This is a genomic window from Candidatus Pelagibacter sp. PS_11 (assembly GCF_059417975.1).
Genome location: NZ_CM182075.1, coordinates 804,213 through 826,590, shown reverse-complemented (window position 1 = coordinate 826,590; position 22,378 = coordinate 804,213). Strand labels below are relative to the sequence as shown.

At 29.4% G+C, this 22,378-nt stretch carries 23 protein-coding genes; 17 read left to right on the top strand and 6 right to left on the bottom strand.

Annotated features, from left to right (window positions below; all coding sequences use genetic code 11):
• Window positions 1–23 precede the first annotated feature (23 nt).
• The 3 genes from AC5SLT_RS04385 to AC5SLT_RS04375 are packed head-to-tail and all read left to right on the top strand — an operon-like array spanning window position 24 to window position 5,644.
• Window positions 24–2,357, top strand: a complete 2,334-nt coding sequence (locus tag AC5SLT_RS04385; protein ID WP_494591311.1) for a penicillin-binding protein 1A — start codon at window positions 24–26, stop codon at window positions 2,355–2,357.
• Between the two features lie 45 nt (window positions 2,358–2,402).
• Window positions 2,403–3,452, top strand: coding sequence for a peptide chain release factor 2 (prfB, locus tag AC5SLT_RS04380; protein ID WP_494592572.1), 1,050 nt, complete (start codon window positions 2,403–2,405; stop codon window positions 3,450–3,452).
• Window positions 3,452–5,644: a hypothetical protein gene (locus AC5SLT_RS04375; RefSeq protein WP_494591309.1), complete on the top strand. Its 2,193-nt coding sequence runs from the start codon at window positions 3,452–3,454 to the stop codon at window positions 5,642–5,644. Before prfB ends, AC5SLT_RS04375 begins: the two co-directional genes overlap by 1 nt.
• On the opposite strand, the gene tyrS is transcribed toward AC5SLT_RS04375, so the two are convergent.
• The gene (gene tyrS, locus AC5SLT_RS04370) at window positions 5,641–6,870 is read right to left on the bottom strand and encodes a tyrosine--tRNA ligase (RefSeq protein ID WP_494591307.1); all 1,230 of its coding nucleotides are present in this window, start codon (window positions 6,868–6,870) and stop codon (window positions 5,641–5,643) included. The genes AC5SLT_RS04375 and tyrS overlap by 4 nt on opposite strands.
• A 44-nt stretch (window positions 6,871–6,914) precedes the next feature.
• On the opposite strand from tyrS, the gene AC5SLT_RS04365 reads away from it, so the two are divergent.
• On the top strand, window positions 6,915–8,048 hold the full coding sequence (locus AC5SLT_RS04365) for an anhydro-N-acetylmuramic acid kinase (RefSeq protein WP_494591305.1): 1,134 nt from the start codon (window positions 6,915–6,917) through the stop codon (window positions 8,046–8,048).
• Here AC5SLT_RS04365 and AC5SLT_RS04360 read toward each other — a convergent pair.
• On the bottom strand, window positions 8,045–8,689 hold the full coding sequence (locus tag AC5SLT_RS04360) for an alpha/beta hydrolase (RefSeq protein WP_420887574.1): 645 nt from the start codon (window positions 8,687–8,689) through the stop codon (window positions 8,045–8,047). The two genes, AC5SLT_RS04365 and AC5SLT_RS04360, sit on opposite strands and share 4 nt — an antisense overlap.
• A 148-nt stretch (window positions 8,690–8,837) precedes the next feature.
• On the opposite strand from AC5SLT_RS04360, the gene AC5SLT_RS04355 reads away from it, so the two are divergent.
• The 9 genes from AC5SLT_RS04355 to AC5SLT_RS04315 are packed head-to-tail and all read left to right on the top strand — an operon-like array spanning window position 8,838 to window position 15,231.
• Window positions 8,838–9,263: an RrF2 family transcriptional regulator gene (locus tag AC5SLT_RS04355; protein WP_494591303.1), complete on the top strand. Its 426-nt coding sequence runs from the start codon at window positions 8,838–8,840 to the stop codon at window positions 9,261–9,263.
• Between the two features lies 1 nt (window position 9,264).
• On the top strand, window positions 9,265–10,707 hold the full coding sequence (sufB, locus tag AC5SLT_RS04350) for a Fe-S cluster assembly protein SufB (RefSeq protein WP_006997174.1): 1,443 nt from the start codon (window positions 9,265–9,267) through the stop codon (window positions 10,705–10,707).
• Window positions 10,707–11,441 (top strand): Fe-S cluster assembly ATPase SufC, encoded by a 735-nt coding sequence (sufC, locus tag AC5SLT_RS04345; RefSeq protein ID WP_494591301.1) that lies wholly within the window; start codon window positions 10,707–10,709, stop codon window positions 11,439–11,441. The genes sufB and sufC overlap by 1 nt, the downstream gene beginning before the upstream one ends.
• The gene (locus tag AC5SLT_RS04340; RefSeq protein ID WP_494591299.1) at window positions 11,442–12,686 is read left to right on the top strand and encodes a SufB/SufD family protein; all 1,245 of its coding nucleotides are present in this window, start codon (window positions 11,442–11,444) and stop codon (window positions 12,684–12,686) included.
• Entirely contained in the window at window positions 12,683–13,900 is a 1,218-nt protein-coding gene (locus tag AC5SLT_RS04335) for an aminotransferase class V-fold PLP-dependent enzyme (RefSeq protein ID WP_494591297.1), read from the top strand. Before AC5SLT_RS04340 ends, AC5SLT_RS04335 begins: the two co-directional genes overlap by 4 nt.
• The gene (gene sufU / locus AC5SLT_RS04330) at window positions 13,900–14,370 is read left to right on the top strand and encodes a Fe-S cluster assembly sulfur transfer protein SufU (RefSeq protein WP_018413975.1); all 471 of its coding nucleotides are present in this window, start codon (window positions 13,900–13,902) and stop codon (window positions 14,368–14,370) included. The genes AC5SLT_RS04335 and sufU overlap by 1 nt, the downstream gene beginning before the upstream one ends.
• A 3-nt stretch (window positions 14,371–14,373) precedes the next feature.
• The gene (locus tag AC5SLT_RS04325) at window positions 14,374–14,670 is read left to right on the top strand and encodes an iron-sulfur cluster assembly protein (RefSeq protein ID WP_011281910.1); all 297 of its coding nucleotides are present in this window, start codon (window positions 14,374–14,376) and stop codon (window positions 14,668–14,670) included.
• Window positions 14,670–15,002, top strand: coding sequence for a HesB/IscA family protein (locus AC5SLT_RS04320; RefSeq protein WP_006997168.1), 333 nt, complete (start codon window positions 14,670–14,672; stop codon window positions 15,000–15,002). Before AC5SLT_RS04325 ends, AC5SLT_RS04320 begins: the two co-directional genes overlap by 1 nt.
• A 58-nt stretch (window positions 15,003–15,060) precedes the next feature.
• Window positions 15,061–15,231 (top strand): hypothetical protein, encoded by a 171-nt coding sequence (locus AC5SLT_RS04315; protein WP_006997167.1) that lies wholly within the window; start codon window positions 15,061–15,063, stop codon window positions 15,229–15,231.
• Between the two features lie 6 nt (window positions 15,232–15,237).
• On the opposite strand, the gene glnA is transcribed toward AC5SLT_RS04315, so the two are convergent.
• Window positions 15,238–16,644: a type I glutamate--ammonia ligase gene (gene glnA, locus AC5SLT_RS04310; protein ID WP_494592570.1), complete on the bottom strand. Its 1,407-nt coding sequence runs from the start codon at window positions 16,642–16,644 to the stop codon at window positions 15,238–15,240.
• Window positions 16,645–16,790: 146 nt separating this feature from the next.
• Here glnA and AC5SLT_RS04305 point away from each other — a divergent pair, with 146 nt between their 5' ends.
• The 3 genes from AC5SLT_RS04305 to AC5SLT_RS04295 are packed head-to-tail and all read left to right on the top strand — an operon-like array spanning window position 16,791 to window position 18,312.
• Entirely contained in the window at window positions 16,791–17,270 is a 480-nt protein-coding gene (locus AC5SLT_RS04305) for a YbaK/EbsC family protein (RefSeq protein ID WP_494591295.1), read from the top strand.
• Window positions 17,267–18,151 (top strand): DMT family transporter, encoded by an 885-nt coding sequence (locus tag AC5SLT_RS04300; RefSeq protein ID WP_271498882.1) that lies wholly within the window; start codon window positions 17,267–17,269, stop codon window positions 18,149–18,151. Before AC5SLT_RS04305 ends, AC5SLT_RS04300 begins: the two co-directional genes overlap by 4 nt.
• Complete coding sequence (locus AC5SLT_RS04295) at window positions 18,148–18,312, top strand: hypothetical protein (protein ID WP_494576323.1); 165 nt, start codon at window positions 18,148–18,150, stop codon at window positions 18,310–18,312. The genes AC5SLT_RS04300 and AC5SLT_RS04295 overlap by 4 nt, the downstream gene beginning before the upstream one ends.
• Here AC5SLT_RS04295 and AC5SLT_RS04290 read toward each other — a convergent pair.
• The 3 genes from AC5SLT_RS04290 to AC5SLT_RS04280 all read right to left on the bottom strand — a co-directional run bounded on the left by AC5SLT_RS04290 (window position 18,309) and on the right by AC5SLT_RS04280 (window position 21,083).
• Window positions 18,309–18,854, bottom strand: coding sequence for a hypothetical protein (locus tag AC5SLT_RS04290; RefSeq protein ID WP_271498877.1), 546 nt, complete (start codon window positions 18,852–18,854; stop codon window positions 18,309–18,311). The genes AC5SLT_RS04295 and AC5SLT_RS04290 overlap by 4 nt on opposite strands.
• A 149-nt stretch (window positions 18,855–19,003) precedes the next feature.
• On the bottom strand, window positions 19,004–20,362 hold the full coding sequence (locus AC5SLT_RS04285; RefSeq protein ID WP_494591293.1) for a glycine cleavage T C-terminal barrel domain-containing protein: 1,359 nt from the start codon (window positions 20,360–20,362) through the stop codon (window positions 19,004–19,006).
• Window positions 20,355–21,083, bottom strand: a complete 729-nt coding sequence (locus AC5SLT_RS04280) for a methylenetetrahydrofolate reductase (RefSeq protein ID WP_494577615.1) — start codon at window positions 21,081–21,083, stop codon at window positions 20,355–20,357. Before AC5SLT_RS04280 ends, AC5SLT_RS04285 begins: the two co-directional genes overlap by 8 nt.
• Before the next feature lie 101 nt (window positions 21,084–21,184).
• Between AC5SLT_RS04280 and AC5SLT_RS04275 the strand changes: the two genes are divergently transcribed.
• Entirely contained in the window at window positions 21,185–22,378 is a 1,194-nt protein-coding gene (locus AC5SLT_RS04275; protein WP_494591291.1) for an aromatic ring-hydroxylating oxygenase subunit alpha, read from the top strand.

Here is a 22,378-nt window from a genome sequence, read left to right as displayed (position 1 = left end):
ATTCTTGTATATATTAAACTAAAATGCTTCGAATAATTAAAAATATATTTATAGCAGTTTTAAGTGTTGGATTGTTATCTGCATTTTCTATATTAGCTGTTTTGTGGGCTTTTTCTAATAATTTACCAGATTATAAATTCCTCAAAAATTATAAACCATCAGTTTCTAGTAAAGTTTACTCAGGGGAAGGTGAGTTGGTGAATGATTTTTCATCAGAAAAACGAATATTTGTACCCTATAAATCAATATCAGAAAAAGTGATTAATGCTTTTTTATCTGCAGAAGATAAAAATTTCTATTCGCATCCAGGTGTAGATGCCAAAGGAGTGTTAAGAGCAATAATTAATAACATTTCTAATGTAGTTGCATCAAGAAGATTGGAAGGTGCATCAACGATAACTCAACAAGTGGCAAAAAATTTTTTATTAACAAACGAAGTAAGCTTCAATAGAAAAATTAAAGAAGCAATTCTTGCCTTTAGAATAGAAAGAGCCCTTTCAAAAGAAAGAATATTAGAACTATACTTAAATCAAATATATCTGGGTGAAGGTACTTATGGCGTTGCATCTGCTAGCTTAGAATATTTTGATAAATCAATTAGTGAATTGAATTATGAGGAAGCAGCTTTATTAGCAGCTCTGCCAAAGGCTCCAAGTAGATATAACCCGTATAAAAATATAGAACTCGCAAAATTTAGAAGAGATTTAGTTATAAACAATTTGTTTGAAAATAATTATATAAGTAAACAAAATCAAAAAGAGCTTTTGTCAAAAAAAATAATATTAAAAAAAAGAAAAAAAATATTTACAGAAGATACTAGTTACTACGTAGAGGATATTAGAAAAGATGTGGTTGAAAAATTAGGATTTGATAAAGTTTACAAACAAGGATTAAATATAAGTACACCTATTAATATTAGCTTGCAAAAAATTGCAACTGACTCATTAAGACAAGGTCTTATTGAATACGATAAACGAAAAGGGTGGCGTGGTCCATTGACTAATATTAAAAATTTAGAGAAATGGAATAAAGATTTAAATAAATTTAGATTAGAAAGATCGATTAATTGGGATTTAGCAATAATTAAAAGGATTGATAAATTTTCAGTAGAAATTGAAACAGAATATGAAAAAAAAGGAATTATTAAATATGAAAACATCTCTTGGATCAAAAAAGATTTTAAAGAAATATTAGAAATTGGAGATATTATTTATGTTGAAAACATAACAAAAAATATATTTGCCTTAAGGCAACTGCCAGTAGTTAATGGAGGAATTGTTGTTATGGACCCTTTTACTGGACGGGTATTAGCTCTAAGCGGAGGGTTTAGCTTTAAAAAAAGTGAATTTAATAGAGCCACACAAGCACTAAGGCAACCAGGTTCTGCTTTCAAACCTTTTGTTTATGCTTTAGCTCTTGAGAATGGATATACACCATCAACTTTAATTCTAGATGCACCACTAGTTTTAGAGCAAGGATCTGATTTAAAAATGTGGAAACCAGAAAATTATGGAAAAAAATTTTATGGACCATCAACACTAAGAATGGGGTTAGAAAAATCTAGAAACTTGATGACAGTTAGAATTGCACAAGATCTTGGGCTTAAAAAAATTGTTAATTTCTCAAAAAAACTTGGTATTTATGAAAATCCTAGTGAGCTTTTATCAATTTCATTAGGTTCGGCAGAAACGACTTTATTGAAATTAACATCTGCATACTCTTCTTTTGTTAATGGAGGAAAATTAGTTAAACCAATAATGATAGACAGAATTCAAGATAGTGAAGGTAATACAATTTTTAATAATGAAATGAGAGAGTGTATAAATTGTGATCAAATATCTCACTTAAGTGACAATTATCCAAATATAAAGGACAGTTTTGAGCAAATATTTTCCCCAGAAACAGCATATCAAATGACCTCGATATTGGAGGGAACCGTTCAAAATGGAACGGGAAAAAATTTAAAAGATTTAAATTTGGATTTGGCTGGAAAAACAGGCACAACAAATGGAAATACAGATACATGGTTTATAGGATTTACATCAAAATTAGTAATAGGAGCTTATGTAGGTTCAGACAATCCAAGATCACTTGGAAGGTTTGAAACAGGAGCAAAAACAGCATTACCAATTTTTAAAAGCTTTGTAAAAAAAGCTGTAAAAAAAGAAGATGCAAGACCGTTTAAAGTTGCAAAAAATATTTTAATGAAAGTTATTGATCCTATTACAGGAGAAAAAGCTGAAATTGGGACAAGAAGAACAATTATTGAAGCATATAAAGATATGAAAGTAGAAAATTTATTAAATAAAGATATTAATAATAGATTAAAAAATAATAATATATTAAGGTTCTACTAATGGACAATGAATATTTAAATTACAAATCTGAAATAGAAAAAATCAATCAAAGAGTTAAGGAGTACCTTTGAAAAAAATGATATTCATAAAAAATTAGAAAAGAATAACCAAAAAATATTAGAAACTAATTTTTGGCAAGATAAAGCAAACTCTCAGAAAGTTATTAAAGAAAAAAAATTATATGAAGAGTTAATAAATTCATATGAACATTCATCTAAATCAATAGTTGATCTAGATGAATTGAATGAACTTGCTTTAGAAGAAAAAAATCAATCTGTCATAAACGAAGTTCTTGAGAGTATTAAAAATTTAAAAAAATTAGCTAAAAAAAATGAAACTAAATGTTTTTTGTCAAATGAAACTGACAGTTTAGATTGCTATATAGAAATTCATGCCGGTGCTGGTGGAACGGAGAGCCAGGATTGGGCAGAAATGTTAAGAAGAATGTATTTAAAATGGTCAGATATTAAGAATTTTAAATCAGAATTAATTAGCGAACATAAGGGAGAGGAAGCAGGCATAAAATCATCAACTATTAAAATTGAGGGTGATTATGTTTTCGGATGGTTAAAAGCTGAATCTGGAATTCATAGGTTGGTTAGAATATCTCCTTTTGATTCTGGAGCTAGACGACATACCAGTTTTGCAAGTATCTGGATTTATCCAGTCATAGATGAAAATATTGAAATAGAAATTAATGAAAAAGATTTACGTATTGACACCTATCGATCAAGTGGAGCAGGAGGGCAGCATGTGAATACTACAGATAGTGCGGTAAGAATAACCCATCTACCTTCTAAAATAGTAGTTCAATGTCAAAATGAAAGATCTCAACATAAAAATAAAGATACCTGTATGAATATGCTTAAGGCAAGACTATATGATTTTGAATTAAAAAAAAAAGAACAAGAAAGCCAAACAGTAGAGTCTTCCAAGTCAGAAATTGGTTGGGGTCATCAAATTAGATCTTATGTACTTCACCCATACAGAATGGTAAAAGATAATAGAACTAACTTTGAAAGCTCAAATCCTGATAAAATCTTAGATGGTGAGATTGATGATTTTTTAGAAAGTTCGTTATATAAAGTTAAATAATGAAAAAAATAGTTAAAATTCTTGTAATATTAATATTAACGCTTGCAACAATTGTTATTTACTTGAGCCTCTATGGAGTAAAAACTGACAAGTTTAATAAAGAAATTATAAAGAATGTTTCAAAAATTAATAAAAAAATTAACCTTTCATTAAATGAGGTTAATTACCTATTAAACCCACTGAATTTTAGTATCAATATTTCAACAAAAAACCCTAAAATATTATTGGAAGATAAAAGTCTAGATTTAAAAGACATTACTAGCAATATTTCATTAAAATCTTTTATAAGTAATCAGTTTTCTATTGATGATTTAAAAATTTCAACAAAAGAAATTAAAATCAAAGATTTAATCTCATTAACAAGAACAGTTGAAGGATCACCACAACTTTTTGTTTTAGATAACATCACTAAAGAGGGATTAATTTCTACAGATATAAATCTTAAATTTGATTTAAATGGAGAAATAAAAAATAATTATCAAATAACTGGGACTGTCAAAAAAGCAAAATTTAATATTTTTAACAAGGTTGAAATTGATGATTTAAACCTTTTATTTAATATAAGCAACAATCAGCTAACATTAAAAAAGATAGAAACAAATCTTAATAGTATAAAATTAAAATCGCCCTTAATCAAAATTGAAAAAAAGAAAGATATATTTTTTGTTGATGGAGAGGTGGCAAATAAAGAACAAAATTTTGATATAAAAAAATTAAAACCTATATTTGGTGATTTACCAAACAATATAGAGATAGAAAAAATTGACTTTAATTCTGTAAATATTTTTTCTTTCAATGTTAGCAAAAAATTAAAATTAAAAGATTTAAAACTAGAGACCAACTTAAACTTAGAAAATTTTCAAATAATTAAAAATCCCCTTAATTTAAAAACTTTTTTACCTAATTATGCAGAGCAAATTAAATTTAAAGATCATAAAATTAAAATTAAATTAATAAAAGATATATTAGATATTAGCGGTGATGGAGATATCTATATTGGAGACGAGTCTGAACAATTATCTTATAGCGTTATTAAAGATGATAGAAAAATAACTTTTGATACAAACCTTAATATTAAAAATAATCCGCTAACAATAAATTTTTTAGATTATAAGAAGAAAAAAGGAAACAGTTCAGAAATTTTATTAAAAGGTATTTACAAAAAAAATAAAGAATTGATATTAAATGATATTTCTATAACAGAAAAAAATAATCAAATTTTAATTAAAGATTTAATGTTTAGTAAAAATTTTAAAGTTAAAGATTTAAGTTACATTAAACTTAATTATCGAAATAAAAATGATCTTCTTAACAATTTAGAGCTAAAAAAAAATAAATCTAATTTTTCCATAAATGGTAAAAGTTTTGATGCAACACAGTTAATTAGCAACAGCATGAGTGATGATGAAAGTACTTCAATTTTTGAAAATTTTAATTCTAAATTTGATATTAAAATAGACACAACTTTTATAAATAAAGACGATTATACTAAAAACTTAACTGGATACTTCACTTTTAAAAATAATAAATTAGATAAATTAAATCTAGCATCTACTTTTTCTAACAATAAAAAAATGAACTTATCTATTGAAACTAATAACCAAAATGAAACTATTACAAAATTCTTTTCAAACTATCCAAAACCTTTAATTAAAAGATATGATTTCATTAAAGGATTTGAAGAAGGTTATCTAAATTTTAATTCTATAAAAAAAGATGGTGTTTCTAATTCTGTATTAATTATTGATAACTTTAAAGTTAAAGAGGTACCTGTTTTTGCTAAGCTTTTAAGCCTAGCGTCACTTCAGGGTATTGCAGATCTTTTAACGGGTGAGGGAATAAGATTTACCGATTTAGAAATGAGATATTCAAGTCAAAAAGGTCTTACTAATATTGAAGAAATGTATGCAATTGGACCTGCTATTTCTATATTAATGGATGGCTATATTGAATCAAAGAAATTGGTTAGCTTGAGAGGAACATTGGTTCCCGCAACAACTATAAATAGATCTATAGCCTCAATTCCACTACTGGGTAAAATACTAATAGGAGAAAAAACGGGTGAAGGTGTTTTTGGCGTAAGTTTTAAAATAAAAGGACCTCCAAAGAATTTATCCACAACAGTCAATCCAATTAAAACTCTAACACCTAGATTTATAACAAGAACTTTAGAAAAAATTAAAAAGAACTAAATTAACTCAACTTTAATATGTTTTTTTTTACCAAGTGAAAGTTTAATTAAACTATCCTTAAACAAATCCTCAGTAATTAAAAACTTTTCATCAGAAATAGCCTGACCATTTATTTTAATTCCATTCCCTTTAATTAATCTTCGAATTTCACTTTTAGAGTTTTCCAATTTGGATAAGATTACTAAATCTAGAATACTTATATTATCAACTAACATTTTTTTATCAATTTGAGTTGTTGGCAGGTTATCACCTAACGAATTTTCAGAAAATGTTCGTTTGGCTGTTTCTTGGCATTTACTTGCCTCATCTTCTCCATGCAACATAGATGTAGCTTTATTAGCAAGTAAAATTTTTAGCTCATTAATATTATTATCTTTAATATTTTCTATTTCATCAATGTTAATATCTGTAAAAATTTTTAAAAACTTTAAAACATCTCGATCATCAATATTTCTCCAAAACTGCCAGTAGTCATATGATGAAAGAAATTTTTTATCTAGCCAAACAGCTCCAGATTCAGTTTTACCCATTTTTGCACCTGACGCTAATGTAATAAGGGGTGTCGTTAACCCATAAACATGATTATTTGAATATCTTTTTATAAGATCAACTCCATTAACAATATTACCCCATTGATCAGAGCCACCAATTTGAAGCATGCATTTTTCTTTTTTGTTTAATTCTAAAAAATCGTATGCTTGCAAAATCATATAGTTAAATTCCATATAACTCAATGACTGCTCTCTCTCCAATCTAATTTTTACACTATCGAAACTCAACATTTTGTTAATTGTAAAATGTTTTCCAACATCTCTTAGAAAAGAAATATAATTTAAATTTTTAAGCCAAGTATAGTTATTAACAAATATAGGTTTTGTTTCTGTGTTCTTATCATCTAAAAAATTTTTTAGAATTTTTTCAATATTATCTATATTTTTTTCAATTTCTTCTTCAGATAAAATTGTCCTAGTTTTATCTTTTCCAGATGGATCACCTATTCTAGTAGTACCCCCTCCTAATAAAACAATTGGTTGGTGGCCATGTTTTTGTAGCAACCTAAGACACATAATTTGAAGTAAGCTACCAACATGCAGACTTTCGGCCGTACAGTCAAAACCAATATAAGCTCTGATTTTTTCTTTATCTAATAATTGAGATAGATTTTCTTCACCTGTACACTGGTAAAAGAAACCCCGATCTTTAAATTCTTTTAAAAATTTATTCATAAATATGCTATCTAGAATATACAATATTTACTTTAAAAATAAGAATGGAAAAATTTTATACTTCTTTAGGGTTAATGAGTGGCACATCTATGGATGGGGTTGATGCGTCAATTATTAGATCAGATGGCGAAAGTAACTATGAGCCTATATTTGATAAATATTTTGAGTATGATGGGGTAATTTATTCAAACTTACTAAATCTAAGAGATAAAATAAATTCAACAAAAGATTTAAAAGCTAATTCTTATCAAATTAACGAGCTTGAGAGAAAAATTACCTTATTTCATGCAAAAATTAGCAAAGAAATTATAAAGAATGCAGGAGTAGATGTAGATATAGTTGGGTTTCACGGTCAAACAATTTTTCACAATGCTCAGGAAAAAATATCAAAACAAATAGGAGATGGCAATTTACTATCAAGTCTTTTAAAAAAAAATGTAGTTTATAACTTTAGAGAAAATGACATTCATAATGGAGGACAAGGAGCTCCATTAGCTCCAATCTTTCACAACTTACTCATAAACCAGAATAAAATAGAGAAACCTGCTTGTGTTTTAAACATAGGAGGTATCGCAAATATTACTCTTGTTATCTCAAAAAATAATGAAGATTTAAAAAGTTTTGATGTAGGTCCTGGTAATTGTCTTTTAGATGAATGGGTTAGAAGACACACACAAATGAAATATGATGAAAATGGAAAAGCATCAAATATAGGAAAAACAAGTGAAGTTATTCTAAATCAAGCGATTGATAATTTTGATAATATAAGCAATCAAAAAAAACTTTCATTTGATATAAAAGATTTTGATTTAAGTTTTGTAAAAGGTCTCACATATGAGGATGGCTTATCTACATTAGTAGATTTTACAGCAATAATAATTTATCAATCAATTTTAAAATCAATCAACAGTGAAGAAAATAAAAAGTTATTAATAATAGTTTGTGGTGGTGGAAGAAAAAACCTTTCATTAATGGAGAGCATAAGAAAAAGATTATCAAAAAATATTTCTTTAAAAATAATTGATGATTATAAAATTGATGGTGATTTCATCGAGTCCCAAGCTTTTGCTTATCTTGCAATCAGGTCTGCACTAAAAAAAGTAATTTCATACCCTAACACTACGAATGTGCAAAAACCTTCGATAGGTGGAGTTTTAGTTAAAAACTATTCAGATTAAAATAAAGCGGATTCTTTTTTAATATATTTATCTAAACTTTTTACCAATACATCTTCTGTTTTAGTAAAAAAATGATTAGCATCATTTATAGCCTGAAAGTCAACTTTAATACCTTTTTGGGCACTCAATCTTTTATCTAGATCTGTAATATGTTCTAAGGGAACTAACTCATCCTTTTTTCCATAAATCATTAAACCTGAAGTAGGACATGGAGATAAGAATGAAAAGTCATAAACATTTGGTTGTGGTGATATTGCAATAAATCTATTTATTTCTGGTCTTCTCATTAGTAGTTGCATTGCTATTAGTGATCCAAAAGAAAATCCTGAAACCCAACATTGTGAGTTATCAAAATTTTCACGTTCTAACCAATCTAGTGCTGCAGCTGCATCAGCTAGTTCACCTTGTCCATTATCAAATTCACCATCACTTTTTCCAACACCTCTAAAATTTACTCTACATACAGAAAATCCATTTTCCATAAAAGTATGAAATGTATCAACCACAACTTTATTATTCATTGTTCCTCCATATTGAGGATGAGGTTGCAATACCAGTGCTATTGGGGATGTAATTTTTTCACTTTTATAATACTTGGCTTCCATTCTTCCAGCAGGCCCAGGTATAAAAACTTCAACTATTTTATTGTCCATAAATGATATTGATTATTATTCTCAAAAAAAAATACACATATCATAACTAAGCGACAATATGTTATCTTTTTTATGCATTGTATACTTGACTAATTTAGTCAGGTTTGTATAAAAAACCCACTTAAATAAGGATAATATGAAATTAACTTCAAAAGGTAGATACGCAGTAATGGCTTTAGCTGATCTTGCTAAGTTCAATAGTGTTAATCCAGTATCTTTAAGAGATATATCCTTAAGACAAGGTATTTCTTTGGATTTTTTAGAACAAATTTTTTCTAAGTTAAAAAAATATAATATCGTAAAAAGTATTAGGGGTACTAATGGAGGTTATATCTTAAACAAAGAACCAGAAGAAATTAAATTAGCAAACATACTTAGTGCCGTAGATGAAGAAGTTAAAACTGTTCAATGCAAGAAGGAGTCTAAAAAAGGATGCAATAGCAAGACTACAAAATGTATCACTCATAATTTATGGGATGAACTTGAAGTTCATATCAATCATTTCTTCGAACAAAAAAATTTAAAAGATCTTATAAGTAATTCTTTAGAAAGTAGAAATTAAAATGGATGCAAGAGAAAAAGAAATAGAAAAATTAAAAGATTATAAATATGGGTTTTCAACTGATATTGAAAATACTCGAGCACCCAAAGGTTTAAATGAAGAAGTAATTAAGTTTATTTCAAATATTAAAAAAGAACCACAATGGATGCTTGATTGGAGATTGAAAGCCTTTGAAAGATTAAAGCAATTAAAAGAACCTAATTGGCAAAAACCTAAATATCCCAAAATAGATTATCAAGATCTTTATTATTATTCAGCACCAAAAAGTATGGATGATAAACCAAAAAGTTTAGATGAGCTAGATCCAAAATTATTAGAAACTTATAATAAACTTGGAATACCTCTTCAAGAACAAGCAAGACTTAATGGAATAGCAGTTGATGCTGTATTTGATTCTGTTTCTGTTGCAACCACGTTTAAGGGTGAGTTAAATAAAAAGGGAATTATTTTTTGTTCTATGTCTGAAGCTATACAAGATCATCCTGAATTAGTAAAAAAATATTTAGGGTCTGTAATTCCAATATCAGATCATTATTTTGCAACACTTAATTCTGCAGTATTTACTGATGGGTCATTTGTATATATTCCTGAAGGTGTAAGATGCCCGATGGAACTCTCAACTTATTTTAGAATTAATGCTACTGAAACAGGTCAATTTGAAAGAACTTTAATCATAGCAGATAAAGGAAGTTATGTAAGTTATCTAGAAGGATGCACAGCACCAATGAGAGATGAAAATCAATTACATGCAGCAAATGTAGAATTAGTTGCACTAGATGATGCTGAAATAAAATATTCAACTGTACAAAATTGGTATCCTGGAGACAAAGATGGAAAAGGTGGAATTTATAATTTTGTAACTAAAAGAGGTTTGTGCAAAGGAAAAAATTCAAAAATATCTTGGACACAAGTTGAAACAGGTTCAGCAATTACATGGAAATATCCAAGCTGTATATTGATGGGTGATAATTCTGTAGGAGAATTTTACTCAATAGCAATAACAAACAATCATCAAAAAGCAGATACAGGTACTAAAATGATTCATTTGGGTAAAAATACAAAAAGCAAAATAATATCAAAAGGTATTTCAGCTGGATTTGCAGATAATACTTATAGAGGCTTAGTGGATATTGCAAAAAATGCTGATAATGCAAGGAATTTTACTCAATGTGACTCTCTTTTGATGGGTAATAAGTGTGGAGCGCATACTGTTCCATACATAAAAAATAAAAATTCTAGCTCAAATATTGAGCATGAAGCAACCACATCTAAAATTAGTGATGAACAATTGTTCTATTGTAATCAAAGAGGTTTAAATCAAGAAGAGGCTGTGAGTTTAATCGTTAATGGTTTTTGTAAAGAGGTTCTGCAACAATTGCCAATGGAATTTGCTGTTGAAGCTCAAAAATTAGTAGGAATTAGTTTAGAAGGGAGTGTTGGTTAATGTTAACAATTAAAGATCTTAAAGTGAATATTGATAATAAAGAAATTTTAAAAGGTTTAAATTTAGAAATTAAACCGGGAGAGGTACATGCAATCATGGGGCCTAATGGATCTGGAAAAAGCACTCTATCAAATGTTCTTTCAGGGAAAAAAGGATACACTGTAACTGGTGAAGTAAAGTATTTTAATGAAAATCTTTTAGATTTAGAAATTGAAGAAAGAGCTCATAAAGGAATATTTTTAGCATTCCAATATCCATTAGAAATACCAGGGGTTAATACCAATATATTCTTAAAAACATCTTTAAATGCAATTAAAAAAGCTAAAGGTGAAAAAGAATTAGATGCTATTGAATTCTTAAAGTTAGTTAAACAAAAAGCCGGAGAATTAAAGTTTGATGAAAAAATATTAAGTAGACAATTGAATGTGGGGTTTTCTGGTGGAGAAAAGAAAAAAAATGAAATACTTCAAATGTCCATACTAAATCCTAAGCTATCTATTTTAGATGAAACAGATTCAGGACTTGATATTGATGCTTTAAAAATAGTATCTGAAGGTGTGAATGCATTAAGAAGTAAAGACAGTTCTTTTTTAATTATTACCCACTATCAAAGATTACTTGATTATATTAAACCAGATTTTGTTCATGTTTTAATTGATGGTCAAATTGTTAAATCTGGAGGATCTGAATTGGCAATGGAATTAGAAAGCAAAGGTTACGAAACTCTTAGTTAAATGATTGAACAATTAAAATCAGATTTCAATAAGATGACAGAAAATTTAAAATTTTCTAAAAATAATGTTGAGTTTAGAAAAAAAAATTTAAAAAATTTTATTGATAAAGGCTTTCCAAATAAAAGAATTGAAGATTGGAAATTTTCTGATTTAAGTCAAATTATCTCATCTAATATTGAAAATTTAAGTTTTTATGATGATAAGACTTACGAACCTAAAGATCAAATATCATTAATTAATAAGTTTGAACATAATAAGATAATTTTTATTAATGGAGTTATTTCAAAAGTAGACATCAAGTATGAGGATGACACTAAAGTTTTAATTAATAATGATTTAGATTTAAGCAACAATACTAATGAAATTAATCCATTAGTATCCTTAAATCATGCTCTAGCTAGTGCACATATTGGTATTATTGTTAAGGAGAATTATTCATTAAATAAGCCATTAATTTTATACAATATTACTACTGAGGATGTTAATTCAACAGCACTCAATTTAAGAACAGATATTAAGTTAGAAAAAAATAGTAGCTTGAAATTAGTTACTATATTTGATGATCACTCTCAAAATAATTTCATTAATATTAATCAAAATTTTGATATTGCTCAAGATGCAATTCTTAAAAACTACAAAATTGATTATAAAACTAATTCTAATATTAAATATTTTTATAATAATATTAACCTTGAAAAAAATAGTATCTCTGAAAATTTTATTTTTTCAACAGGATCTAAATTTATCAAAAATGAAGTAAATTGTAATTTAAATGATCAATACAGTTCAGCATTTATTAATGGTGTGATAAATTTAAAAAACTCACAACATCATGAAATTAAAACGAACATAAATCATTTGGCAGAAAATACAAAAAGCTATCAATTAATCAAAACGGTTTTAAATGATAAATCCAAAGGTATTTATCAAGGTAAAATTTTTGTTGATCAAAAAGCACAGAAAACAAATGGGTACCAACTAAGTAAAGCTTTACTTTTAAATGAAAATACAGAATTCGATGGTAAACCTGAACTTGAAATTTATGCAGATGATGTAAAATGCTCGCATGGATCAACTTCGGGTAACTTAGACGAAGACTCAATATTTTATCTAATGTCTCGAGGTCTAAGTCATCAGCAATCAAAAGAATTATTGATTAATGGTTTTCTAATGGATGCAGTTGAAACAATTACAGATTTAGAAATCAAAAATTTAATCAAAGATATGATGGGAGTTGCAGAGTGAGTATAGAAAATATTAAAAAAGAATTTCCAATATTTAATAATAAAGTTCATAATAATGATCTTGTATATCTTGATAGTGCTAACTCATCTCAAAAACCACAATCTGTAATTGATAGAGTTAATGATTTTTATACAAATGAATTTTCAAACACAGGTAGAAGCGTTCATTACTTAGCAGTAGCTGCAACTAATCTTTATGAAAATACAAGATCTTCTGTTCAAAAATATATTAACGCTAAAGATAAAAATGAAATTGTATTCACTAAAGGTGCAACTGAGGCAATTAATCTTGTAGCTAATACCTATGGTCAAAAATTTTTAAAAGAAGGGGATGAAATACTTATAACAGAACTTGAACATCATTCTAATTACGTACCTTGGCATTTTTTGAGGCAATCTAAAGGTATAAAGATTGAGTTTGCTGAAATTAATGATGATGGAGAAATTACTTTAGAAAGTATTGAAAAAAAAATTACATCAAAAACAAAATTAATTGCTATTACACACTTATCAAATGTAACAGGATCAGTTTTACCAGTTAAAGAAATAACAGAATTTGCTCATTCAAAAGGTATTGCGGTTTTAGTTGATGGATGCCAAGGTGCTCCTCATTTAAAACTTGATATGCAAGACATAGACTGTGATTTTTATGCTATTTCTTGTCACAAAATGTATGGGCCTACCGGTCTTGGTGTTTTATATGCAAAGAAAAAGTGGTTAGAAGAATTACCACCCTATCAAGGTGGAGGTGGAATGATTCAAGATGTAAAAAAAGATTGCATTTCATATGGTGATTTACCTAATAAATATGAAGCTGGCACGATGGCTACAGCACAAGTCATAGCATTTGATCAATCTATAAAATTTTTAGAAAAAATCGGAATTGAAAACATGATTAAACATGAGCAAGAATTAATCCAGTATGGTCAAGAAATTTTAAGAAAAAATAATTCAGTTAAATTAATTGGTAACCCAAAACATAGATCAGCAGTTTTATCTTTTACTATAGAGGGTGTTCATCCACATGATATAGCTACAATATTGGATGAAGATGGTGTCGCTATTAGAGCGGGTCATCATTGTTGTCAAATCCTACATGACAAATTAGGTATACCTGCAAGCGCTCGTGCCTCATTAGGTGTTTACAATACAAAAGATGATTTAGATCAACTTAATAATTCTATCAATAACTGTAAGAAAATTTTTAATATCTAATGAATATAAAAGAACTTTATCAAGAAATAATTTTAGAGCATGGTAAAAACCCGCGCAACTTAAGAAAAACAGAAAATTTTAATAAAGATGCAATGGGCAAGAATCCATTATGTGGTGATAATGTACATGTATTTTTAAAACTTGATGAAAATAAAAAAGTAGAAGATATTTCATTTGAAGGTAGTGGCTGTGCAATTTCAATGGCCTCAGCATCAATTATGACTGATTTAATTAAAGGAAAAGAAGAAGTTGAAGTTAAAGAAATTGTAAATGACTTCTTAGGTATGATTAAGGAAAATCCTGAATTAAAATCAAAAAACCTAGAAGAAGATGAAAAAACTAAATTAATGTGCTTGTCTGGAGTAAAACAATATCCAATGAGAGTAAAATGTGCGACTTTATCATGGCATACTTTAATTTCTGCAATTGACAATACTCAAGAAGAAATTAATACTGAAAAATTAGATTAAATTATGGATTTAAGAGAACAAGTAATAGCTGAAATTAGAAAAATTTATGACCCAGAGATACCGGTCAATATTTATGAATTAGGTTTAATTTATGATGTTAAGGTAAACGAGTCTAAAGCTAAAATAATAATGACCTTGACTACACCAAATTGTCCTGTTGCAGAAAGTTTACCTCAGGAAGTTAAGGATAGTGCAATGCAAGTAGAAGGCATTGAAGAGGTTGATCTAGATTTAGTTTTTGAACCGCCTTGGGAAAAATCAATGATGTCGGAAGCTGCTAAATTGGAGTTAAATCTATAATGAGTCCTATCATTAAATTAAGTGATAATGCTGCAAGTCGTATTAAAGAAATTATGTCTGGAGTTGAGTCGAATTCAATTGGCGTTAGAGTTGCAGTTAAGTCTGGTGGTTGTGCTGGCATGTCTTATGTAATGGAATATGCAAAAGAAATAAATCCTTCAGACGAAATAATAGAAGACAAAGGTGTTAAGGTTTTTGTTGATGCTGCAGCTGTTATGTACTTATTAGGCACTGAAATGGACTATAAAAAAGAGGAATTTTCATCATCATTTGTATTCAATAACCCCAATGAATCTGAACGTTGTGGTTGTGGTGAGTCGTTTAAAGTATAACATTACTTAAACGCATATCAGTATTGCAAATATCACATATCTATGGTATTAAATAGTTATGAATAAATTTGAATTTAAAAATCTTGTTAAATCTTTAGAAAAGTCACTTAAAGAAAGAACTTTTTTCAAGACTCTTAGAAAAGAAGTAAACACTGGTGCTAATGGCACACAGGATTACGTTGTTAAAAAAGGAATTAACAAAGATACAATCGCAACAACTAGACAGTAATTAGTCTTAGCTGCTGTAATACATCTCAAACTCTACAGGATGAGGTGCGTGCTCAAATTTATGTATCTCTTCAAATTTTAATGCAATGTAAGCATCAATTTGATCATCAGTAAATACACCACCTTCAGTTAAAAATTCTCTATCTTTATCTAAACTTTCCATTGCTTCTCTTAAGGATCCACAAACAGTTGGAATGTTTTTAACTTCTTCGGGAGGCAATTCATAAAGATCTTTATCAAAAGATTCACCTGGGTGTATTTTATTTTTAATTCCGTCTAAACCAGCCATAAGCATAGCAGCAAAAGTTAAATATGGATTTCCTGAAGCATCAGGAAATCTTATTTCACATCTTGCACCATTTTTACTTAATGAAATTGGTATACGACATGAAGCAGATCTATTTCTTGCAGAGTAAGCAAGTAGAACAGGGGCTTCAAAACCTGGAATTAATCTTTTGTAACTATTTGTTGTAGCATTCGAAAAAGCATTAATTGCTTTTGCATGTTTTAAAATACCACCAATATAGTGAAGTGCTGTTTCAGATAACCCTGCATAAGCATCACCAGAAAAAACTGGTTTGTCGTCTTTCCAAATTGATTGATGAATGTGCATACCTGAACCGTTATCTCCCGCAATCGGCTTTGGCATAAAAGTTGCTGTTTTTCCAAATGAATGTGTAACCATTTGAACTACATATTTATATAATTGAACATTATCAGCTTGATCAACAAGCGTTCCAAAGTACATACCAAGCTCATGTTGACTTGGTGCTACTTCGTGGTGATGTTTTTCAACTTTAATACCTACTTCTTTTAAACTTTTTAAATATTCACTTCTCATGTCTTGTTCGCTATCAACTGGAGGAACTGGAAAGTAACCACCTTTTACTGGAGGTCTATGACCCATATTTCCATTTGCATACTCCGTTCCAGAATTATAAGGACCTTCTTTACTATCTATTTTAAAACCAGTATTGTTTGGGTCATTATTAATTCTAACATCGTCAAAAACAAAAAATTCAGGTTCAGGACCAAAAAAAGCTTTATCACCAATGCCAGATTTTTTTAAATATGCCTCTGCCTTTTTAGCTGTTCCTCTTGGGTCTCTCTCATAAGGAGATCTTTTAACGGCATCTAGAATATCACAAAAAAGGATTAGGGTATTATGAGATGTAAAAGGGTCCATAATCATTCTAGAAGTATCAGGTATTAAAATCATGTCAGACTCGTTAATTGCCTTCCAACCGGCAATAGATGAACCATCAAAAAATACTCCTTCATTTAACATATCTTCATCAACAATAGTGTGATCCATTGTTAAATGTTGAAGTTTTCCTCGAGGGTCAGTAAACCTTAAATCAACAAACTCAACTTCTTTTTCCTTCATGAATTTTAAAACATTGGCAGCAGTCATAGTTTCTCCTTTTTTAAATTTTGTGGTCAATTAATAACAAATGTTTCTTTAATAATATTGCTTGAATAATAAATATCACCTATGCGTTTTTTACATATGAATTACAACATTATTTGTTAAATTATCAATCAATTATTAGTTGAAATATGAGCTTATTAGATAAAGAACCCGTTAAAAGAGCTGAAAAATTTCTTAAAAACTTTGACCAATCCCTAGAGGTTATAGTTTTAAAAAATTCAGCAAGAACTGCACAGGATGCAGCAACAGCTTTAGCTTGTGATGTAGGTGCAATTGTCAAAAGCTTATTATTTAGAACAGAAAATACCTTCATACTATGTTTAGTGGCAGGTGATAAGAGGTGCTCATTAAATAAATTAAAGAAGATTAAAGATAAAAAAGACATTTCAATGGCATCACCAGAAGAAGTTAAGACACAAACTGGCTATACAATAGGTGGTGTATCGCCCGTTGGTCATTTAGAGAAAATTGAAATTATAATAGACAATTCTTTAGAAAGGTTTAATGAATTGTTTGCAGCAGCAGGACATCCAAACTGTGTATTTAAAACAAACTATAACGATATTCAAAAGATTACGAATGGAAAAGTTGAAGATATAATTGAATGAGACAACCTAGATTAATTGATTATACATTATTAGTAATCTTAGCTTTAATATGGGCATCAGCTTTTTTTAATATCAAAATTGCAACTGAGTCTTTTGGACCAATTACAATAGCATTCTTGAGAGTTTTTTTCGGATCTATTCCAGTATTGTTATTATGTTTTTACAAAAAAATAAAAATAGAAGCATTTTCTAAAGATTGGTATTGGTTTGCTATAATAGGATTTGTCAATTTGGTATTACCTTTTTTCTTAATAGCTTACGGTGTAAAATCTGTACAAAGTAATTTAGCTGCAATATTAATGTCTACAACACCATTAAGCTCAACTGTATTAGGTCATTTTTACACAAAAAATGAAAAATTTAATGCCCTTAAAACATTTGGAATTTTAATTGGTTTTTCAGGAATTATTTATCTGTTTTCAGATAATATATTAATCAATGACAATAATTTTATTTCTGCGTTATTAATATTACTTGGGTCAACTTGTTATGTTGTTGGTGGTGTTTTAACTCTTAAAATTAGTAAGAAAAAAAATGAAAACGTAACAGGATCTATATTAATTTGGGCTGTTATAATTTTATTACCATTAGTTTGTTTTATTGAAAAACCATGGAACTCAACTCCTAGTATTCAATCTTCAATCTCTGTTGTATATTTAGGAATGGTTTCAACTGGTATCGCTTGGTTGTTAAGGTTTAAAATTTTAAAAGATAATGGGTTAATATTTCAATCACAAGTTTCTTACTTGATACCTATTTTTGGAATTATTTTAAGTTATATATTTTTAGATGAACTAATCACAGACAAAGTTTTAGTTTCATTATTTGCAGTACTAGTTGGACTTTATTTTGTAAAAAAAGCTGGATTAAAAAAGTCATGAATGAAGATGACCTGAGTAAAATCAAAGAAAATTTTGAAGAAATTGATAATTTCTGTGAAGAATGTAAAAAAGAAGATGAAAGTGTTTCTCAAAATTTAATTTTAACAGGATTTAAAACCTGTAACTCTTGTAAACTTTCAAAAACTATATTTCCAATTTAACTAATATTGCTAATGGGTAGAGCATTCATTTTACTCATCACAAATGATATTGAAAGAAAAGCAATTATTAAAAAAGCTAAAAAGACTATTCCAAAAGATTTAAAATTAGACTTTAGATTTAAAACTTGTTTTGTTGAAATGATTAATCCAGCAAATATCCAAAACTGAGTTAAAAATATTATTGGGATCATTAAATCTGGTGTGACAGCAAAAAATCTTAAAAGCCCCGGTGCATGAGCAAACCCAACAGCTGTTAATACTTTTTTAAATGAAACTTTAGTGTCTTTATCTGGAAATAATTTTACACCGATCACATAAATAAATAATCCCCATACAAACCAAGTAAGAATGGCAGTTAAACCAGACATTGCAATAGCAGTTTTAATAACAGTGTTTGCAGCAACTGCTCCTGCTAACCCGTCTAATATCATGATAAGCCCTGCAAAATATATTGCAGCTTCACCAAAGTTTTTATTATCTTTGTAAAGAGATTTATCTAATTTAATAGACCGAACAACTATATTTAAAAATTGACCAAACATTATTTATTTTTTTTACTATTTTTCTGTGCTTTGTAAGAAACAAATAGTGGAAAGAGTATTAAAGCAATTACTATTATTATGCAAATTACGATTAGGAATGATTTTGTCATTATTAGTGGGGGAGAATTAACCTCCCCCAAATAATTAATTTAACCTTTAACGACTTCTCTTGTGTTTGCGTTAAACGATTCTGTAAATGGAATATCTACTACCACAGCATCAACAGGCGTTCCTGGTGTGTCAGAATATTTAGCGGGTAAGTGAACTTTGTACTTAGTTCCAACTTTACCTTTAGGGAAACCATTAGCATTTAATGTTCCATCAAATGGCACATATCCCATTGCTATATTTTGACCTTTTTCAGGGTGATACCAAGGTGATGTGATAAATCCTACAGGATCTCCACCACTCTCAGGTGACACTAACCAAAAGTCAGGAGCATATTCTTCAATTGGTTTTCCACCCAACTCAAGACCTACTAACTGAAGTTTGTAAGGTTTTTGACCAGCCTTAAGATCCGCACCCATTTTCTCTAATGCAGCTTTTCCAACATAGTCAGCTTTTTTATTCCACTCACCTTTGCCAGATAGTGAAACTTGGTAACCAAGGTTACACTGGAAAGGATTGTGTTGATGATCCATATCTTGTCCCCAAGAAAGAATTCCAGCTTGAATTCTTCTGTGGTGAGCAGGGGCGATAACCATTAGGCTATGTTTTTTTCCAGCTTCAAGAACAGCATTCCACATATCATCAGCGTATTTAGTTGCTTCTCTTAAGTAGATTTCATACCCAGCTTCACCTGAGAAACCAGATTGTGAAATAACACAACTTCTGCCACCAACTTTTGCTTCAGCTAAACCATAGAAAGGCATGTTATCTAGATCCACTTGATCTCCAATAAGATCCTTCATTAAAGCTTTTGATTTAGGTCCTTGAATTTGCACTGGGCAAACATCAATTTCCTCAATAGCACAATCAAATCTTCTATCAGCGTTAACACCTTGAAGATACATTCCAATATCAGAGTCCGATAGTGAGAACCAAAATTCATCTTTTGAAATTCTAAGAAGAATAGGATCATTTAAAACACCACCATAAGCATTACATAAAATTACATATCTTGCTCTCATGGGTGAGATTTTAGTTGCATCTCTAGTTATAACGTAGTCAGTAAACTTTTCTGCATCCGGACCTTTAACTCTAATTTGTCTTTCAACAGCAACGTTCCACATTGTAACGTGATTTTTAATTGCCTCATATTCAACCATCGCTCCACCATCTTCGGGTTTTACATATCCTCTTGGGTGATAAATACGATTGTATACAGTTGCTCTCCAACAACCTGCTTGCATTGATAAATGCCAATACGGAGATTTTCTTACTCTTGTTGAAATTAACATTTCAACTTTTGTAGGCCCACTCTGTCTTAAGTTGTATGGTACTTCACGATCTGATTGATCAACTGAAGTTACATGATTTAGTTTAGTATAGTCAAATTCATTAGACATAACCGTTCTCCTTCAACCACTTGTTTGTTTCCTTCAAGCCGCCGAATGTATAAATGTGGAAGTTACCAGTAAACTCTTTCACTTTCCCAATTAATTCATTAGGGTCTTTAGGTTTCAATAAATCTAATGCCTTACTAAAATTAGACTTAAGAAAATTTATAGAATTTTTCGCCCCGACAATATTAGCAAATTTAATTAAGCTAGTTATTTTCATTGGCCCAGTAATTCCTACATGCACTGGTACTGACTGCTTAGAAATGAAATCTACGATAGGTTGACTTTCTAATAACCACTGGGTCACTATATAGTCGGCGTAAGGTTTTTTATCTATCATAGCCTTTTCTAATTCTTTATCAGAAATATCCTGACTTCCCTCTGGATGTCCTGCTATTCCTATTTTAATTCCATCAAAAAATCCTGTTTCTAAAATTTGAATTGAACTATCAAATTTTCCAACTGGCTCTCTACTTCCTCCAATAACTAAAGCTTGTTTAGCACCCACATCTTTACATCTTGCAATGTAATCTTTAAGCTGAGCATCATCCGTAATTGATCTTGCTGGAAAATGTGGAACTGGATTAAATCCTTTTTTAACTAACGCCGCTGTTTGGTTAGCTGTCTCTTTATAGTCTCCTCCTGGGAGCATAGTTACATAAACATCCTTAACAGGTGGCAGTGTATCAAGATCTGTTTGAGGCCCAACCTCAAGTGAAAAATTCATTTTTTCTGATGATTATCTTTTTTGTATATGCTGTCAAAGAAATTCATCTTGTGGATAAAAATATTTGTTGCCAAAAATTGTGCTGGTGATAATTTTTTTTAATGTCTGAAAATCTTAAAAATCCTGAACTTTCAAAAATCTTGGACTTGGAAAAAATTAGAGTGGTTGGGAACCCCATCGATAAAGCCCATGGCCTACCAAATGAGTGCTACACTAGCTTCGACTATCTAAACATTGAAAGAGAGAGGATTTTCAAGGATAAATGGACGGTGATTGGCGTTGGAAGTTCTGTACCAAATGTAGGAGACGCTCAACCTTATAATTTACTAGGCATCCCTCTTATTATTTTAAGAGATAAAGAGAAAAAAATAAGGGTATTTCACAATGTCTGCAGCCATAGAGGCTTCAAGCTTTTAGATGAGCCTTGTGCTTTGAAAAATGTCTTAAGATGTCCATACCACTCCTGGTCCTACGATTTTGATGGAAAGTTAGTTGCGACACCTCACATAGGAGGCCTAAATATTCATGAGACAGAAAAATTCGATAAATCATCAAGTAATTTAAAAGAGGTTAAAACCAAAATTTGGATGGATATAATATTTATCAATATAAATGGTAATGAATTAGAGTTTGATGAATATATTAAGCCTCTCGAAGAAAGATGGTCAAAATTTATATCTAAGGAAGATCAAAAATTACTTAAGCACTCAAAAGATCATGGATACTTCAGTCTTGATGTTAAGTGTAATTGGAAGTTTGCAATAGAGAATTACTGTGAAAGTTATCACTTGCCTTGGATACATCCTGAATTAAATAAAGTTTCAAATATTAGTGATCATTACCATATTCAAGGTTTACCAAATAGATTTGCTGGCCAAGGAACAAATAAATATGATCAACCTGTTAAAGGAAATCAAAGTTTCAATAATTTTCCAAATTGGCCTAAAGACTTATTCAAAAAGGCTGAGTATATTGCTTTATTTCCAAACGTAATGATTGGTCTTCATGTAGACCATTTTTATGTTTTTTGGTTAGAACCAAAGTCTATTAGTGAGACTAAAGAGCATTTAATGATGTATTATGTTGGCGATGATAGTGCAAATGGATCTGAGTTTGCTGAGATGAGAAAAAAAAATTCAGAATTTTGGAAAGAAGTAATGATTGAGGATATAAAAGCTATTGAGGGTATGCAAGAAGGTAGAAATTCACCAGTATATAATGGCGGGAATTTTTCACCCATAATGGATAACCCTACACATGAATTTCATAAATGGGTTGCAACAAACTTAGTTTAA

Excerpts from the sequence above, each read along its gene's own strand:
- AC5SLT_RS04385 (WP_494591311.1), top strand. The coding sequence starts at position 24 with ATGCTTCGAATAATTAAAAATATATTTATAGCAGTTTTAAGTGTTGGA.
- AC5SLT_RS04375 (WP_494591309.1), top strand. The coding sequence starts at position 3,452 with ATGAAAAAAATAGTTAAAATTCTTGTAATATTAATATTAACGCTTGCA.
- tyrS (WP_494591307.1), bottom strand. The coding sequence starts at position 6,870 with ATGAATAAATTTTTAAAAGAATTTAAAGATCGGGGTTTCTTTTACCAG.
- AC5SLT_RS04365 (WP_494591305.1), top strand. The coding sequence starts at position 6,915 with ATGGAAAAATTTTATACTTCTTTAGGGTTAATGAGTGGCACATCTATG.
- AC5SLT_RS04355 (WP_494591303.1), top strand. The coding sequence starts at position 8,838 with ATGAAATTAACTTCAAAAGGTAGATACGCAGTAATGGCTTTAGCTGAT.
- sufB (WP_006997174.1), top strand. The coding sequence starts at position 9,265 with ATGGATGCAAGAGAAAAAGAAATAGAAAAATTAAAAGATTATAAATAT.
- sufC (WP_494591301.1), top strand. The coding sequence starts at position 10,707 with ATGTTAACAATTAAAGATCTTAAAGTGAATATTGATAATAAAGAAATT.
- AC5SLT_RS04340 (WP_494591299.1), top strand. The coding sequence starts at position 11,442 with ATGATTGAACAATTAAAATCAGATTTCAATAAGATGACAGAAAATTTA.
- sufU (WP_018413975.1), top strand. The coding sequence starts at position 13,900 with ATGAATATAAAAGAACTTTATCAAGAAATAATTTTAGAGCATGGTAAA.
- AC5SLT_RS04325 (WP_011281910.1), top strand. The coding sequence starts at position 14,374 with ATGGATTTAAGAGAACAAGTAATAGCTGAAATTAGAAAAATTTATGAC.
- AC5SLT_RS04320 (WP_006997168.1), top strand. The coding sequence starts at position 14,670 with ATGAGTCCTATCATTAAATTAAGTGATAATGCTGCAAGTCGTATTAAA.
- AC5SLT_RS04315 (WP_006997167.1), top strand. The coding sequence starts at position 15,061 with ATGAATAAATTTGAATTTAAAAATCTTGTTAAATCTTTAGAAAAGTCA.
- glnA (WP_494592570.1), bottom strand. The coding sequence starts at position 16,644 with ATGACTGCTGCCAATGTTTTAAAATTCATGAAGGAAAAAGAAGTTGAG.
- AC5SLT_RS04305 (WP_494591295.1), top strand. The coding sequence starts at position 16,791 with ATGAGCTTATTAGATAAAGAACCCGTTAAAAGAGCTGAAAAATTTCTT.
- AC5SLT_RS04300 (WP_271498882.1), top strand. The coding sequence starts at position 17,267 with ATGAGACAACCTAGATTAATTGATTATACATTATTAGTAATCTTAGCT.
- AC5SLT_RS04295 (WP_494576323.1), top strand. The coding sequence starts at position 18,148 with ATGAATGAAGATGACCTGAGTAAAATCAAAGAAAATTTTGAAGAAATT.
- AC5SLT_RS04290 (WP_271498877.1), bottom strand. The coding sequence starts at position 18,854 with ATGTTTGGTCAATTTTTAAATATAGTTGTTCGGTCTATTAAATTAGAT.
- AC5SLT_RS04285 (WP_494591293.1), bottom strand. The coding sequence starts at position 20,362 with ATGTCTAATGAATTTGACTATACTAAACTAAATCATGTAACTTCAGTT.
- AC5SLT_RS04280 (WP_494577615.1), bottom strand. The coding sequence starts at position 21,083 with ATGAATTTTTCACTTGAGGTTGGGCCTCAAACAGATCTTGATACACTG.
- AC5SLT_RS04275 (WP_494591291.1), top strand. The coding sequence starts at position 21,185 with ATGTCTGAAAATCTTAAAAATCCTGAACTTTCAAAAATCTTGGACTTG.